Below are 15,499 nucleotides of genomic sequence, written 5' to 3' on the forward strand. Positions count from 1 at the left end.
CAATTCAAAAAGTTAGTAATGTAGCTACTTTCTTACTCTCTGCCTTACGTATATGGCGTTGTTCTGCACGCAACACAGCAATGCGATGTAATTCTTTCTCTTCTTCTGTTTCAGGGATTACTCGAGGAACTGGAACCGGGTTATTCTCCTTACTAAGTGCAACGAATGTAACAAATGATGTTGCTGCTATACGTTTCTCACCTGAAATGAGATCTTCTGCTACTACCTTCACAAATACTTCCATAGAAGTTCTACCCGTCCAAATTACAAAAGATTCATAACTAACACAATCTGAAGAGCGAACAGGATGTAAGAAATCTACCCAATCCATAGATGCTGTGACACATTCTTTTCTTGCATGCCTCGTTGCTGAGATAGAAGCAACCATATCCATCTCGGCTAATATTTTTCCACCAAATAGCGTATTATGATCATTTAAATCTGTTGGAAATACTCGGCTCGTTTTAAACACTCTGGATTCATTAGCTGTTTTTCCCTTTACTTCAGTCATTGTTATCACCTCTTTGATTATTTAATCCACTATTTGCAGACAGTGAACTACCCACCACAAAATTCGGCTGGAGCAAAGAAATTCGGTAAGAGTTCCATTTCCCATTAACATTAGAACAGTATGAACTTACTATCACTACACGTTTAATATTAACAACATTCAGAACTCTTAGTCCACAAAAAAGAACCGATGTGATCAATCGGCTCCTCTAAATACATATTGTTCTTTCGGCTGTTCAACTTTATTCCATTTCGTTACTTCTAAAACCGGAATGTTCGCATGGAATGGCTGATAAAATTCCGTTGCTATTTCTCCTTCAACTTGAATCCAATCATCATTGTTCCATTCTACTCCTTCTGGTTTTTTCACTAACATACCATATACACCAGAATCCGCTACACAATGTATAATACCGAAACGGAATAAGAAATATTGTTCTTTTTTAGAAGAATCATCTTTGAAAACAAACCCTTTAAAAGATAATTTTTTCCCAGTAAACTCGCCAGGATAATTATAAATTGTCTCCATCCCTTTTAGGAAATCTTCATCTTTTAAAGTAATACTATCTTTCGTAACGAACTCTTTTTTCCCTTTTTCCATTACACCACGGTATCCTTCTTTCCCGTAATAAATGCTCGTGTCAGGTCTTAGAAATTGCCTTGTCATAAATGGATCTTTACTTTCTGCTTGCGCAACAGGAAAATGAAACCCTTTCGCCTTAACAATATCTGAATCTAGCGTTGCAATTGGGAAAAACAATCCTGAGACTATCGGAAAACAAAACAATGTGTACGAAAATGCTTTTTTCCACCATGTATTCTCATCTTTTGAATGATCATGTCCGCAATGGCTATGATCGCAACCACAATTGTGCTGTTCTTTTTCTCTTTCTTTTTCTTTTTGATGTTCTTTTTGGAAAACGATAATAATTTGAACGACCGTTAAAAAACCTAAAATAATAGCTGCTGTTTTTGATAAATAGGCATACTTCATATTGATATACTTCGTAATATTACCTGAAATATGAAGCTGCGCGATTAAGATTGTAAAACCTAATAATATATATGCTCGAAACATAATCTACCACCCCATCGCATAAATGAGTAGTGAGCTTGCATAAACAACAAGTGTAACTGTAACTGTAACGACAATTACAAATTTCGTTTTAAATGTTGCAAGCATCATAAACATATTTTTAATATCCACCATCGGTCCGTATACGAGGAACGCGACAAGTGATGCTGTTGAAAATGTACTTTGGAATGACGAAGCAATAAATGCATCCGCTTCTGAACAAAGTGATAAAATGTAAGCAAGTCCCATCATAACAGCTGGTGAAGAAAACGGCCCTTGTCCTATAGCAAGCAGTGTTGAAGTTTGTACGAACGTTTGAACTGCAGCTGCAATTAAGGCACCTAATACTAAATATTTTCCCATCGAGAAAAATTCCTCAACAGCATGCGTACATACATCCCACATTTTTTTACGTAATGGACGCTTATGATTCACTTCTGGGAAGTGATCATCTCTTAATTGATGTTCTTTAAACTTAAATGATAATATAATTCCAACGATAATTGCTACGATAATCGCTACAATAGAACGATACCATACCATGTGCATACTACTTCCAAAGGCAACGTATGTTGCAAATAATACAACCGGATTAATAATTGGCCCAGTCAACATAAATGCAATCCCGGCATATGGCGGAACCCCTTTTCCGATTAATCGCCTTACAATCGGAACAATTCCACATTCACAACCCGGAAACATCATACCTAAAAAAGTCGCCATTAAAACAGACAGAAAACGGTTTTTCGGCATCCATTTCGCTACCATATCCTCTGTCACAAACATTTGAATGAATCCTGAAATAAATACACCAATGAGCACAAAAGGAAGTGCTTCGATTAATATGGAGATAAAGATTGTATTCATTTGCAGGAATGCTTTCGGTAATTGAAACAATTCCATGATGTATTTCCTCCAACTTTTCATTAACAATATGTAATTTTAACCCTATTTTATTAATTGGACAAGACTTATACGGAATACACTCACTTCATATACATTACATTTTATAGGTTATATTCGATTCAAAACTTTGGATTTCATAGCAAAAAAGCTGCTCTAGCGCAGTTTCACAACTATGCTAGAGCAGCTTTCTTCTCGTTAAAAGTAACGTTTCTTCCAAAAAACAAACGCTAATGTGAAAGATAGTGTTACACATATTATGAGTACAATTACAAAACCATGTGCTTCCCCTTCAAACGGAACCTTTACGTTCATTCCAAAGAAACTAGAAACCATCGTTGGTAACGATAAAATGATTGTGATAGACGTTAACAGTTTCATAACACTATTTAAATTATTTGATATAACGGAGCTAAAAGTATTCATCATTCCACTTAAAATGTGACTATATATTTCCGCCATTTCAATAGCCTGTTTATTTTCAATTAATACATCTTCTAATAAATCTTGATCGTCTTCATACATTTTTAAAAATGTACTGTTACGCATTAATTTTTGAATTACAATTTTATTCGCCTTTAATGATGTTGTAAAGTAAACTAAACTTTTTTCAAGGCCTAGCAATGTGAAAATCTCTTTATTTTTCATCGACTTATTTAATTGATGCTCTAAATCGATTGTTTTTCTGTTAATTTGCTTTAAGTATCTTAAATAATAAGTAGAAATCGTATATAAGAGCTGAAGTGCAAAGCGTGTCTTTTTAAACGTATAAAATTCTTTAATACGTTGATTAATAAAACGTTCAAAAATTGGATTTTCTTCTAAACAAATTGTCACAAAGCAATCTGGCATGACAATCATACCTATTGGAATCGTGTCATAAATCGAATTTCCTTCTTCATCATGTCTAACTGTTGGAATATCCACGATTATTAAAGTATTATTGTCTTCCTTTTCAATACGAGAGCGTTCTTCATCATCTAAAGGGTCTTTAATGAAATCTAAGTCTACATTTAAAGTTTGTACTAGATATTGAATTTCTTCTTCCGTTGGATGAAGTACATTAATCCAGCAACCCTTTTGCATTTCCTCAACCTCTTGTAGTTTTCCGTTTCGGTCTGTTAAATAAATATTTAACATACTATCACCCCGATTCTTTTTACATGTAGGAATCTACCTCTCTTACAGAACAGTTTTTGAACCGCCATTCTCAGCATATGAAACATACGTTTAAATTTCAATAGAAAAATTATTTTGAAAACGTTTTTATAAGAAAAATATTATAAACAAAGAAAAAGACAGAGTGCTCTCTGCCTTAAAAAGCTTATGTTGCCTTTATAACATATTTAGAAAGCATCCACAAGTTAAAGCCAACTGAAATCGTATAACCAGCGTATGTTGAAATAATAAAACTTACATAATCGAAATACGGAAGCAATACAATATTTAAAACTATTTTCACAATAATGCCAATCACTAATCCTAGCACTGTTTTCTGTTGTTGATTAATTCCTTGTAACATCGCAGCTGTTACTGTAAATAGCGAAAATAGTATACAGGCAGGAGCATAATACTGTAAAATCACTCTCCCCATCTCCGGGTCATTGCCGGCACCAAATAAAAGCGTATATACTGGTTTTGCTAGCAACATCATTCCAATTGCTGCTGGTACCGTAATACCTACTACTAATACATTCGTCCTCGTAAAATGTTTGTACAGTAACTTCACATTTCCTGCTGTATAGGCTTTTGTCATCTCAGGTACGAGAGACATACTAAAAGCAGTCGCAACGGAAACTGGGATAAGTACAACCATCTGAACAAGACCAATTATTGCATTAATCTTCTCTGCTTCGCCTTGCATATAGCCTATTTGTATAAGTAGTTTATTAATTGTAAATGTGTCAATCGTCTGATACAACGGGATTGCTAAACCAACGACAACAAACGGGATTGAATATGTAAAGAGCTCCTTATAAAGCGAGAAAAAAGATTTCGTTGTTTGCGGAATACTTGCCATTTCTTTTTTCTTTAAGTGCTTTCTCCTTCTAATGTAATACGCACTTAAAACCGTTAATCCACCTATCGCTCCCATAAAGGCACCGAACGTTGAAATACCAACAGCTAGAGAGATAGAAGCTTTTAAAATATATAAAACGACAAAACTTCCTATCAAAATGGTTAAGACTCGAAAAAATTGTTCTACCACTACACTTAAAGCAGAAGGCCCCATCGATTGGAACCCTTGAAAGAATCCCCTTAATAAACTCATTACCGGTACAAGTATTAACGCAAAGCTTACAATTTGAATATTAGTTGTGACCGCCGCTACACTATTCCCTGTTTGATCATTTCCATCGATTACAAGTTTAGCTAAATGTGGAGCTAATATATATAGGGTTAAACATGAGATTACTCCCATTATCAACATAAAAAAGATACCGCTCTTTAGCACTCTCTTAACCGTATGATAATCATTCAGTTGATCATATTTTGATACCATTTTCGAAACTGCCAGTGGTAGTCCCATCGTTGCAATACTGAGCATAATCGTATATGGACGATATGCATATGTGTATAAAACGTACCCACTCGTACCAACCATTGCTGTAAATGGTATAACATATATAAACCCTAACATTTTAGATATCATCGTTGCCATCGTTAAAAATATCGTTCCACGTATAAACGGTGACCCTTTCATCACATTCCTCCGCTACGCTTTATTATTACACATTATGGACAACTCCTTTTTTTTAGAACCGAAACAAATAAAAAAGCCAATGAAAAATCATTGACTTTAACGCGCTGCTTTTTTCTTTTTGAAATACTTTAAACCGAAGTATAAAGCAACAAAGAGAACAGCTCCTATAATTATGTAATGTGTGTAATCAGATGCATACTCTTTAATATGTCTCCAATTTCCACCAAGCTTTTCACCTAAGTATATAAATAGTATTGACCATGGAATAATCGCAACTACAGTATACAGTGTAAATAGTTTTAACGGCATTTTAGCTAATCCTGCCGGAATAGAGATTGCGTGACGTACGACTGGGATAAAGCGCGCAGAAAAGATTACTCCTGCTCCGTAACGCTTAAACCAACCTTCCGCTATGTCTAAATGATGTTTATTAATAAGTAGATATTTCCCGTATTTCTCTACAACTGGACGTCCTCCATAGTATCCAAGCCAATATAAAAATATTTGAGCTAACGTACCACCGATTGTTCCAGCAATGACTGCACCGACAAAGCTAATTTTACCATCTGCAACTAAAAAGCCCGCATACGATAGTACAATTTCACTCGGGATAATTTCAATCATTAAAGCTAGCGCTACTCCAAAGTAACCTAAGCTTGCAAAAAATTGCAATAACTGATCTATTATGCTTGCTAACATTTTATTTTCTATCTCCTTTTTTCTTCACATACCATCCCATTATTACATAAAGGTTGCATTCTGCCAATATCTTCATTCCAACAATTTGATTGGCATGCGCATGATTAATCTATTAATATTTCTTTCTGAGATTCTTTCATGTAGGCAAACATTTCTTTAATTTGCTCTTCGGTATTTCTAGCAATCGATAAATTAGGCAATTCATTTTCGCCAAAGAACTCCACATCATCTGTTTCAATACTCGTTTTCTTTTCGCCACCAATAATCTTACAACCAATAAAAATTTTATATACGTGTGTTGCTGAAGGCGATGGTTGATGTTTTTCTTTATCAAATATAGCGAGTAGTTTAAAATCATCTACTTCATAACCCGTCTCCTCTATAACTTCTTTCGCTGCTACTTCTGTTGGCGTATAACCGATATCAGCCCATCCACCTGGCAATGCCCATTTCCCATCACTTTTTTCTTTCACAAATAATAACTTTTCATTTTGAAAAACGACTGCTCTTATATCAACTTTTGGTGTTTGATAACCTGTCTCATTTGCAAATAACTTCTCTACAACTTCCCAATCTGTCTTTGTGTAATGTGACATCATCGAAATGGAAATATCCCGTAATTGTTGGAATCGCTCTATATCATACACATCTTTAGAATACGTTAAACCCGCTTGGGCTATAGCTTGTATTTGTTTTACCCAATCAATCCACTTTACCGTCATGTTTCCACATCTCCCATCCTCTTTTAATTGCATATTAAGTTAGTTCTACTGATACATCTTTATTATACAAAAAAAGAGATTGATAATGTTCCAATCTCTTTCAAAATTAATCCAATTCATGTAGGTGGTCATGTATATACTTTCTTCGCTTATTTATATATTCATAAATCATATCAGTTTCTTGATCAAATGTTTCTAATTTGTCTTTCATATATGGATCTTGAAGTAAATATGGACGAATCGATTCACACAAACCTTCAACTTTCGGCATCATAAATGAAACGGTAAATTGTTCTTCTAATATTTCTTCCAAAATACTTCGGTATTGTTTTCTAAAAACAGGTATATCTAACAATCTTGCACTTAACGTGTTATAGCCTTGAATACGAATATACTCATGATTTAGCGGCCTTCCTTGTACATCACGCCCCCAAGTCGCATCATAATCCCACGGTATCACTTCAAATAAATTTGTTTCATCATTATGATATAGCGCATAGTTATGAACAAAACCATCAAAGTTTTGCGTAAAAATGACGCCAGCTAACCATCTTAAATATTTATCTACATGCAAAAACTTTCCAATTTCTTTTTCATAAGCTTCCCTCTTCAAAGTATTCGCTTGAAATACAAATTCACTCAGCTGTTCTTCGCTATTTTCATTCGAGCATTTAAATTCATATCCCGCAAAAAGCTCTGTCTTAACATCTTTATCTCTCTCACTCATTAAAGAAAAGTTCGCATCATCATCTATCGCATAATAAATAGAACCATTTGGTAATCCTCTATTTTTCAAAAAGTTTTCATCAACTGATTCTAACTGTAAATATACACCTTGAATTTGACCATTAATTTTTATAAATACATGTTGTGATTTTGGTGAAAGTACACCAATATCATGAAAAAAATCTAAAGATAATTTATTTCGTATGAGAGACGGATCCATAAACTCAGAATTTAAATGAAACTCTTTCGCACCTTGAAACTTTTTTGGTTTATAAAACATAACATGATAAGACTTTTTCTCAAATTCACGAATATGAGCCCCTCGGTATACGATATCAATGTCATACTTCTTTTTTCCATAAGTTAATTTGGCTGGCACTGGACTGTCTGACCAAATGTCTTTTTTCAATTCCACTACGTACATTGGATGAATAAAAAAATCATATGAAGGCAGCATGTTTTCTCATCCCTTCTCAGTTCTCTTCATTCAATGTATGCGCCTTGTCTTGTCCATACATCCGCTATCATCTATTTATATAAAATTACACTCTTGTCCTGTTCAGAAAGACGTCATATCTCATATCATGTTAAGGAAAAAGAATACCTTTTCACCTGAATACATGATAAGGAGGATTTCTATGAAACGTGATATTAGAAAAGCTGTCGAGGAAATCAAAAGTGCGGGGATGGAAGATTTCTTACATCAAGATCCAAGTACATTTGAGTGCGATGATGATTGCACGACAAAAATAGATTGTAGCGAAGATTGTAAATGCCCAAGAACAAGATGTACTCGCGTGAAACATTGTACGTTCGTTACAAAATGTACTCACGTTAAAAAGTGGACATTTGTTACAAAATGTACTCGTGTGCGCGTTCAAAAATGGACATTCGTTACGAAAGTAACACGTAGAAAAGAATGCGTTTTAGTTACAAAACGTACTCGCAGAAAGCATTGCACATTCGTTACAAAATGTGTACGCTTTGAAAAGAAATTTTACTGGACTAAACGATGTTACTGTAAAAAATGCGAATTCTTCCCGAACGGACACGGTGGCTCTTGCGACGATTCGTGTGATGACGGAAAGAAATGGAACGATTGCAAAGATGGCGGACATAAATTCCCATCTTGCAAAAACAAGAAATTCGATCACTTCTGGTACAAAAAACGTAATTGCTAGTTTTTCATATAAAAAAAGGCCGTTTTCACGGCCTTTTTTTATGCTTACTGAAAATGACTTATATCTGCAAATTGCTTCACTTCACCTTTACCTTCTTCAAATTCTATTATACTAAGACTAGCACTATGCATAAATGGATCATTCCAAACATTTTCTATTTCAATACCTGCGAAATGTCCTACAAGTAGTTTTGCCGCTGCCGCATGGGAAACAATTAATATACTTTCTCCTTTATGCTTTTCTAGAAGAAGCTGTATCCCTTCAATTACCCTTTTATAAACAGACTCAAAATTTTCTCCTGATGTTGACTGAAAAAGATGTGGCTCATACCAAAACAATTGTATTTCGTCTGGGTATTGCCTTTCTATATCATCGACTGTCTGTCCTTCCCATATACCCATGTTAATTTCATAAAAATGCTCATCCGCAATTATCGGTATATCACGATCGCCCTTTATTAGCTCTGCAGTATGTAGCGTTCTTTCACTCGGACTACTATAAATCGCATCGATAGATAAATCTTTCATTCGATCTCCTAATTGTTTAGCTTGTAGCATACCATTTTCAGTTAAAGCAGAATTTTTCCGTCCTTGCATTCGCTTCGCTACATTCCATTCTGTTTCACCGTGCCTTGTTACATATACAGTTGTCTTCATTTCTCATTCCCCCTTACCATGTTGGCCGCAATCCCCACGGTTCTACTCGTCCTACAATGTATTCATCACAATTGCTCTCAATTCCTTTTATTACCCCATCCGATATTTCTTCATGGGTAAGCCATCTCCCGTATGAATCTTCTAATATAAAACCTAATATTATTCTATGGTAACTACACCGCGTACCTCCTATTTTTTGTGCGGGCATACGCGACGCTTTACTACTTAAAATATGAAAAACATTGTATGTTTCAGACAATAAGTCTAATTCTCTACAAATGAGTGATAACGTACCCTTCGCACTTGCGTGTATCCATGCGACAACTACTGTTATTGGACCATTCCTCTCAATTGTACTTTTAATAGCTAGCTTTACATCGTCATTATTGTGATAATCTAATGATAGACATGTGATCCTTTCTGGCGCAGCACTCTCTCGCTTAACATTTTCTAATTTCACTTCATCTCGTCCAATAATAGAAACATGAAATCCTTTCTCACAAAGCCACATAGAGACTCTCTTTAGCATTCCTGTCCCGCCAATTACTAGCGCATGCAACTTTTTTCCTCCCTTAATAAAATGTCATATGAGGTTTATCTTCTCTATAATAATTAAGTCGGTCTTGCAATGTCCCTGAATGAAATTCAAACTTATGGCCGTCAGGATCAACAAAATATATAGACTCACAGTCCCTTACATTCCGTTCTCTTCCTTGTAAAATATGAACATCGTTTTCTTCTAATCGCTGCAGTAGGCGTTCAAAGTCTTTCTGTTCAACTGAAAACGCAATATGCGAATAAGATTCATGAATCTCATTTCTCGGAATATGTGTTTCTTCATTAAGCGCTACCCATACCCCGCATATATTGAAATATGCGAGTTTTCTCCCTTTAACTAATAATTCCCCTTCCAATACTTTTTCATAAAATGTAATAGAATCTTTTAAATTAGATACTGAAAAACAAAGATGATTGATTCCTTTTAACAACTCTAATTCCTCCTATACAAATAAAAGATGAGCAAAAATTCACTCATCTTTTATTATACTATTTCTTTGTAATATATGCCCATTTATAACTGAAGTCCCCACCAAACGTATGATTCGCAATACCTTTCACGTATGGTTTTTCTAAATATGCCGTACTTTGTTGGTACGCAGGAGAAATAGCAGCATCTTGACCAATTAAGATTTTTTCAGCTTCTGCAAGGGCACTCCAGCGTGCTTTATCATCTTTTAGTAGCTCTCCTTTTGATTTCGCTACTAAATCATCATACTTCGGATTAGAATAATCCATTTCATTAAATGAGCTTCCAGTAACAAACATGTCAATATAAGTCATTGGATCCGGATAGTCTGGACTCCATGCAGATAATGAGAATTCATATTCAAATTTCTTTTCTAACTCTAGCTTCTGCTTATATGGTTGTTGTTTCAAATTCACTTTAATACCAGGTAAATTTTTCTCTAACTCTTCTTTAATAAAGTCGCCCACTTTTTTACGGCTACCGTTATCATCATTTAGAAATTCTACTGTAATTGTATCTTGGCCAAGCTCTTTCTTCGCTTCTTCCCATAATTTTTTTGCTTTTTCTGCATTATCTTTGCTATCACGGAAATTTTTATTTACAGTACGGAAATCTTTTCCATCTGGTCCTGTCGTAAATTTCTCAGGTACTAAGAAATATGCTGGTAATGATCCGTCATTTAAAATAACATTGGCAATTCCTTTTTTATCGTATGCTAGATCAATCGCTTCACGAACTTTTTGGTTTTTAAACGTTGCATTTTTTTGGTTAAAACGTAAGAAATACATACGCGGATCTAACTTCGTTTTAAATTCATCTGGCTTATTCTTTTTATATTTATCAACGAATTCAGAACTTAAAATAACTCGATCCGCTTGATCACTATCATATAAATTTACTCCTGTGCTCGTTTCCTTCACAATATTCACATTAATTTCTTCTAACTTCACAGTATCTTTATCCCAATAATTAGGGTTTTTCTTTAGCTGATAGCTTCGTTCATGTTTCCATTCACTCATCGTAAATGGTCCATTATATAATAGTTTATCTGCTTCTAATGCATATTTATCCCCTTGTTCTTTCACATATTTTTCATTTAAAGGGAAAAATGTTGGGAATGAAGTAAGCTCAAGGAAATATGGTGCTGGTTGTTCTAATTCTACTACTAACGTTTTATCATCTTTTGCTTTTACTCCTAATTGATCTAACGGTAATTCTCCCTTATTTACTTTCTGTGCATTTTTCACATCAAATAAAATAAATGCATACTCAGCTGCCGTTGCTTTATCTAATGCGCGTTGCCATGCAAATACAAAATCTTGCGCTCGAACTGGATCGCCATTAGACCACTTTGCATCTCGTAATTCAAATGTATATGTCGTTTTATCTTCACTAATCTTCACATCTTTTGCCATACCCGGAGTTGGTTTATTATCCTTATCTAAACGATATAAACCTTCCATTGCATTGACAAAGGCACGGAATGATACAGAGTCTGTTGATTTTGACGTATCCATTGAAGGAATTTCTGCTGCTTCTAATAAGTTTAATACTTGCTTATCTGCTGCTCCCTTACCTGCTTCTTTCTTCGTTGTAGATGCCTTCTCCCCAGTTCCGCAACCTGCAACTAATACACTTGTCGATAATGCAACTGCAGCAATCGTTGTTACCCTTCTCTTCATTCTTCCTTCCCCCAATCTATATGTATAAATGAAAGTAGTATAATACATACCATTATACAAAAGATTCAGATTATTTCAAATATTATTTTTGTACAGTAAAAAAAGAAGCGGATAGAACGCCCTTCTATCCGCTTCTTTTTCTATTCTTTTTACTTGTAATCCATCCTCTATGTCAAATGGATTTTGAACTTTAAATATTTCGTCCATTATCTTCAAAAACTCTTCCTCATTTTTGGATTCTCCATTAATCGTCAATGAGTACGGCTCAATCTCGCCCAATTTATAATCAACAACAAATTGGATTTTCACCTTTTTCCTTGGCATATCAGGACTTTCTCCTTGGAACTCTACCAATTCTAATCCTTCGGTGCCACGATAATATACCCAACCTGGATTTCTAAAATAATTTTCAAACGATTCACCAATAGAAAAGAATGGATATTCATATAGTGAGCCTGTACGAACCTTTTGGATAATATCTCGATCAGTCGGGAAAAAGAAATGGCTGAAAAAGATACTAGCAACTGCTAAAATCGTAACAATTGTCGCTCCCATTTTACTCGTTCCACCACTATCACGAATGAGATACTTCTCAACCGATTCATCTTGAATTTCTCGTGCTTTTATTCGATATATACGCCTTTCTGCAAATTGATAATATAATCCATTCGCAAAAATCGCCATTCCAAATAAAATAAAAACGAGCAATAAAAACGTAAGAGGCACCATATTAATGATCGGCAGTGCTACGTTGAAACCCATATAATAAGAAAATGCATCGCATGCTAATAATAACAATATAAATAAAGCTGCAGGTACATAATACTTACGATATCCAAGCCAACCTACATTAAAAATAGCTGCCCAACCATTCCAGCTCCATCTAGCAATCCGCTTTTCCTCAAGCTCCCATTTCCTTTTGTAATGTGGATATTGTCTTCCTACATATACTTCTAATTCCTTATCTATTTGCGAGCTTCCTTCACCTTGTTCATTATGCAAGGTCCGCTGGCAACTTTCACAATTCAACTGATTTCCCTTGCAAAGTTGCCCACAATTTATACACTTCAAAACAATCCCTCTTCTCATCCATACGTCATTTCAAAATACCTTCGTGTTTTAATAACCACTCTTTCCTCCATAAACCACCAGCATACCCAACAAGCTTCCCGCTCTTTCCTATTAGACGATGACACGGAACGATAATTGAAATTGGATTACGACTATTCGCTCCTCCTATCGCTCGTACCGCTTTCGTATTTCCAACCTTCTCTGCAATATCTAAATATGAAGCACTTACGCCATAAGGAATAGTATAGAGCGCATCCCATACATTTTTTTGAAATGATGTTCCCTCAGCAGACAGCGGGACCGTGAACTCTTTTCTTTTCCCCTTAAAATATTCATCTAGCTCATTTATACATCGATCTATCGTTTCATTTTTATGTTCTTCTTGTCTCTCATCAACAAATATAACAGACGTAATTCCTTTATCGTTCGCTGTAATTTCCAGCAAACCTAATTCACTTTCATAATAAGCCTGATACATATGTCATCCTCCAATTCAATTCATATTAATTATTGTAACACGAATAGACAAAATTTTTCGTATAAGCGTTTTATTAGGGAAAACAAAAAAGAGAATGATACAATGTAAGAAAATTCAATCTAGGAGGCTATTGGATGAATTCCGAACTTTTTTCACCTTATACAATTAAGGACGTTACATTAAAAAACCGTATCGTTATGTCACCTATGTGCATGTATTCATCAGAAAACGAGGATGGCCAAGTAACTAATTTCCATCTCGTTCATTACGGAACGAGAGCTGCCGGTCAAGTTGGTTTAGTTATGATTGAAGCGACAGCCGTGTTACCGGAAGGAAGAATCTCTAACAAAGACTTAGGTATATGGGATGACAGCCTAATTGAAGGCTTACATAAAACAACAACTTTTATACATGATAACGGTGCAAAAGCTGCCATTCAACTCGCTCATGCCGGAAGAAAAGCAGAATTAGAAACGAATGCTCTCGCTCCATCCGCAATTCCGTTTAATGAAACAATGAAAATACCAGTAGAAATGAATATACAGCAAATAAAAAATACTATATTCGCTTTTCAGCAGGCTACAATACGATCAAAACAAGCTGGATTTGACGTTATTGAAATACATGGTGCTCACGGTTATCTTATTAATGAATTTCTTTCTCCACTTTCTAATAAGCGGACTGATGAATATGGAGGCTCACCTGAAAATCGCTATCGTTTCTTACGTGAAATTATTGACTCAATAAATGAAGTTTGGAACGGACCGTTATTCGTTCGTATTTCAGCAAATGACTATCATCCTGATGGGTTAACGGTTCAAGATTACGTTCAGTATACAAAATGGATGAAAGAACAAGGGGTAGATGTAATCGACTGTAGTTCTGGGGCTGTTGTACCGGCACACATCGATGTATATCCTGGGTATCAAGTACAATACGCTAAACATATTAAAGAACATGCTAACATTGCAACTGGTGCTGTTGGATTAATTACGACCGGGGCACAGGCAGAACAAATTTTAAATAATAACGAAGCAGATTTAATTTTTATCGGACGTGAGTTACTTCGCAATCCTTACTTCCCAAGAATAGCCGCCAATGAACTTGGCTTTGAGTTACAAGAACCATACCAATACAAGCGAGCACCAGGGAAAATCCAAACGAATAAATAAAGTGAAACTTTAATCAGTGGGGGTCTTACTGCCCATTAAAGCGGGATAAAACCGAGAATATTATGTACGACTACTTACAGAGAAATTAAAAGTATACTACAAGACAATGTATGTTATTTTATAATATCATTTTAAGGTGTATCAACATTTTGCTTGATACGCCTATTTTTTATCTCCTTATTCTCACTACATGCAGCTATACACTTAAATAACGTTATATAAAAACAATTAAACTCAATGAACAAAACAAGCATATTCACACTCTAAATATGCGACAAGGTTACAATCCACATTCAATAATATGGATCACAACTGAAGTAATAAAAAAACAATTTCTCAAATTAAGTAGGAAATTGTTTTTTATTATAATAGTATACTGTTTTAAATTCGTTTGTTTCGTTTATAAATAGGAACGATGCGCTGGCCATGAACCTTGAAGCTTGCGAATTTGTACAATTTGTCCTGTATGATAAGCGTCGTGCAAAAGAATGTTCTGATATTGTTGCCAAATTGGAAGAGAAGGGGTTAGTCGATCTAGTTCTGCTTCTTGAAGGGATATTAATACAGATTGTAAAGCATCATGCACTTGAATTGTTCGCAACACTGTTCGTTGCCAAGCATCTTCATCATTACATCCACCTTGGACAAACGTTTCATCATTATTTTGTGGTGCAACAAATGTTTCATCTTCGTGTAAGCGGGCAAGCAGGCGTTCTTTAAAAATAAGTAAATGGTTTACATTTTCCCAAATTGTATTACTAGCCCTTCCTTCTGGTTGCCAACACGCTTGTGCAGCGGTAAGATCCTTTAACGCGTCTGATATAGGTGGATACCATGCTTCTTCGTAAAAAACTTGCTGAATTCCATTTTGCAACATTTCTTTTTTACTCATT

The 15,499-nt window shown here is 35.1% G+C and carries 17 protein-coding genes; 2 read left to right on the forward strand and 15 right to left on the reverse strand.

Annotated features, from left to right (window positions below; translation table 11 throughout):
* Positions 1–4: 4 nt before the first annotated feature.
* The 8 genes from BAQ44_RS11050 to cotH all read right to left on the reverse strand — a co-directional run bounded on the left by BAQ44_RS11050 (position 5) and on the right by cotH (position 7,796).
* Positions 5–511 carry an acyl-CoA thioesterase gene (locus BAQ44_RS11050; RefSeq protein ID WP_000141167.1) on the reverse strand — a complete coding sequence of 169 codons (507 nt, stop codon included), beginning with the start codon at positions 509–511 and terminating at the stop codon, positions 5–7.
* Between the two features lie 195 nt (positions 512–706).
* On the reverse strand, positions 707–1,588 hold the full coding sequence (locus tag BAQ44_RS11055; RefSeq protein ID WP_061676437.1) for a TIGR03943 family putative permease subunit: 882 nt from the start codon (positions 1,586–1,588) through the stop codon (positions 707–709).
* Positions 1,589–1,591: 3 nt separating this feature from the next.
* Positions 1,592–2,488, reverse strand: coding sequence for a permease (locus BAQ44_RS11060; protein ID WP_061676438.1), 897 nt, complete (start codon positions 2,486–2,488; stop codon positions 1,592–1,594).
* Positions 2,489–2,686: 198 nt separating this feature from the next.
* Positions 2,687–3,628, reverse strand: coding sequence for a magnesium transporter CorA family protein (locus tag BAQ44_RS11065; RefSeq protein WP_000932392.1), 942 nt, complete (start codon positions 3,626–3,628; stop codon positions 2,687–2,689).
* 184 nt (positions 3,629–3,812) lie between these two features.
* Positions 3,813–5,192 carry a putative polysaccharide biosynthesis protein gene (locus BAQ44_RS11070; RefSeq protein WP_061676440.1) on the reverse strand — a complete coding sequence of 460 codons (1,380 nt, stop codon included), beginning with the start codon at positions 5,190–5,192 and terminating at the stop codon, positions 3,813–3,815.
* A gap of 96 nt (positions 5,193–5,288) precedes the next feature.
* Positions 5,289–5,891 carry an undecaprenyl phosphate transporter UptA gene (gene uptA, locus BAQ44_RS11075; RefSeq protein WP_000881202.1) on the reverse strand — a complete coding sequence of 201 codons (603 nt, stop codon included), beginning with the start codon at positions 5,889–5,891 and terminating at the stop codon, positions 5,289–5,291.
* A gap of 104 nt (positions 5,892–5,995) precedes the next feature.
* Positions 5,996–6,613 carry an NUDIX hydrolase N-terminal domain-containing protein gene (locus BAQ44_RS11080; protein ID WP_063261339.1) on the reverse strand — a complete coding sequence of 206 codons (618 nt, stop codon included), beginning with the start codon at positions 6,611–6,613 and terminating at the stop codon, positions 5,996–5,998.
* Between the two features lie 106 nt (positions 6,614–6,719).
* On the reverse strand, positions 6,720–7,796 hold the full coding sequence (gene cotH, locus BAQ44_RS11085) for a spore coat protein CotH (RefSeq protein WP_063261338.1): 1,077 nt from the start codon (positions 7,794–7,796) through the stop codon (positions 6,720–6,722).
* Between the two features lie 181 nt (positions 7,797–7,977).
* Here cotH and exsB point away from each other — a divergent pair, with 181 nt between their 5' ends.
* Entirely contained in the window at positions 7,978–8,520 is a 543-nt protein-coding gene (exsB, locus tag BAQ44_RS11090) for an exosporium protein ExsB (protein ID WP_063261337.1), read from the forward strand.
* Between the two features lie 44 nt (positions 8,521–8,564).
* Here the strand turns inward: exsB and BAQ44_RS11095 are convergent, their stop codons facing one another.
* The 6 genes from BAQ44_RS11095 to BAQ44_RS11120 all read right to left on the reverse strand — a co-directional run bounded on the left by BAQ44_RS11095 (position 8,565) and on the right by BAQ44_RS11120 (position 13,434).
* Complete coding sequence (locus BAQ44_RS11095) at positions 8,565–9,176, reverse strand: phosphoserine phosphatase 1 (RefSeq protein WP_063261336.1); 612 nt, start codon at positions 9,174–9,176, stop codon at positions 8,565–8,567.
* A 13-nt stretch (positions 9,177–9,189) separates the two neighbouring features.
* Positions 9,190–9,735, reverse strand: coding sequence for a short-chain dehydrogenase (locus BAQ44_RS11100; RefSeq protein ID WP_071721690.1), 546 nt, complete (start codon positions 9,733–9,735; stop codon positions 9,190–9,192).
* 13 nt (positions 9,736–9,748) lie between these two features.
* Positions 9,749–10,165 carry a FosBx1 family fosfomycin resistance bacillithiol transferase gene (gene fosB, locus BAQ44_RS11105; protein WP_071721691.1) on the reverse strand — a complete coding sequence of 139 codons (417 nt, stop codon included), beginning with the start codon at positions 10,163–10,165 and terminating at the stop codon, positions 9,749–9,751.
* Positions 10,166–10,223: 58 nt separating this feature from the next.
* Entirely contained in the window at positions 10,224–11,885 is a 1,662-nt protein-coding gene (locus tag BAQ44_RS11110; RefSeq protein ID WP_071721692.1) for a peptide ABC transporter substrate-binding protein, read from the reverse strand.
* A gap of 75 nt (positions 11,886–11,960) precedes the next feature.
* Positions 11,961–12,974, reverse strand: a complete 1,014-nt coding sequence (locus BAQ44_RS11115) for a DUF2628 domain-containing protein (RefSeq protein ID WP_084669504.1) — start codon at positions 12,972–12,974, stop codon at positions 11,961–11,963.
* Between the two features lie 7 nt (positions 12,975–12,981).
* Positions 12,982–13,434, reverse strand: coding sequence for a methylated-DNA--[protein]-cysteine S-methyltransferase (locus BAQ44_RS11120; RefSeq protein WP_071721694.1), 453 nt, complete (start codon positions 13,432–13,434; stop codon positions 12,982–12,984).
* Positions 13,435–13,568: 134 nt separating this feature from the next.
* Between BAQ44_RS11120 and namA the strand changes: the two genes are divergently transcribed.
* On the forward strand, positions 13,569–14,606 hold the full coding sequence (gene namA / locus BAQ44_RS11125; RefSeq protein ID WP_071721695.1) for an NADPH dehydrogenase NamA: 1,038 nt from the start codon (positions 13,569–13,571) through the stop codon (positions 14,604–14,606).
* 400 nt (positions 14,607–15,006) lie between these two features.
* Here the strand turns inward: namA and BAQ44_RS11130 are convergent, their stop codons facing one another.
* Complete coding sequence (locus BAQ44_RS11130) at positions 15,007–15,498, reverse strand: DinB family protein (RefSeq protein ID WP_071721696.1); 492 nt, start codon at positions 15,496–15,498, stop codon at positions 15,007–15,009.
* Position 15,499 lies beyond the last annotated feature (1 nt).

Origin of the sequence: Bacillus mobilis (assembly GCF_001884045.1) — a bacterium.
Taxonomy (GTDB): Bacteria; Bacillota; Bacilli; order Bacillales; family Bacillaceae_G; genus Bacillus_A; species Bacillus_A mobilis.

Coding starts and splice junctions, on each gene's coding strand:
- BAQ44_RS11050 (WP_000141167.1), bottom strand. CDS start 511: ATGACTGAAGTAAAGGGAAAAACAGCTAATGAATCCAGAGTGTTTAAA.
- BAQ44_RS11055 (WP_061676437.1), bottom strand. CDS start 1,588: ATGTTTCGAGCATATATATTATTAGGTTTTACAATCTTAATCGCGCAG.
- BAQ44_RS11060 (WP_061676438.1), bottom strand. CDS start 2,488: ATGGAATTGTTTCAATTACCGAAAGCATTCCTGCAAATGAATACAATC.
- BAQ44_RS11065 (WP_000932392.1), bottom strand. CDS start 3,628: ATGTTAAATATTTATTTAACAGACCGAAACGGAAAACTACAAGAGGTT.
- BAQ44_RS11070 (WP_061676440.1), bottom strand. CDS start 5,192: ATGAAAGGGTCACCGTTTATACGTGGAACGATATTTTTAACGATGGCA.
- uptA (WP_000881202.1), bottom strand. CDS start 5,891: ATGTTAGCAAGCATAATAGATCAGTTATTGCAATTTTTTGCAAGCTTA.
- BAQ44_RS11080 (WP_063261339.1), bottom strand. CDS start 6,613: ATGACGGTAAAGTGGATTGATTGGGTAAAACAAATACAAGCTATAGCC.
- cotH (WP_063261338.1), bottom strand. CDS start 7,796: ATGCTGCCTTCATATGATTTTTTTATTCATCCAATGTACGTAGTGGAA.
- exsB (WP_063261337.1), top strand. CDS start 7,978: ATGAAACGTGATATTAGAAAAGCTGTCGAGGAAATCAAAAGTGCGGGG.
- BAQ44_RS11095 (WP_063261336.1), bottom strand. CDS start 9,176: ATGAAGACAACTGTATATGTAACAAGGCACGGTGAAACAGAATGGAAT.
- BAQ44_RS11110 (WP_071721692.1), bottom strand. CDS start 11,885: ATGAAGAGAAGGGTAACAACGATTGCTGCAGTTGCATTATCGACAAGT.
- BAQ44_RS11115 (WP_084669504.1), bottom strand. CDS start 12,974: ATGAGAAGAGGGATTGTTTTGAAGTGTATAAATTGTGGGCAACTTTGC.
- BAQ44_RS11120 (WP_071721694.1), bottom strand. CDS start 13,434: ATGTATCAGGCTTATTATGAAAGTGAATTAGGTTTGCTGGAAATTACA.
- namA (WP_071721695.1), top strand. CDS start 13,569: ATGAATTCCGAACTTTTTTCACCTTATACAATTAAGGACGTTACATTA.
- BAQ44_RS11130 (WP_071721696.1), bottom strand. CDS start 15,498: ATGAGTAAAAAAGAAATGTTGCAAAATGGAATTCAGCAAGTTTTTTAC.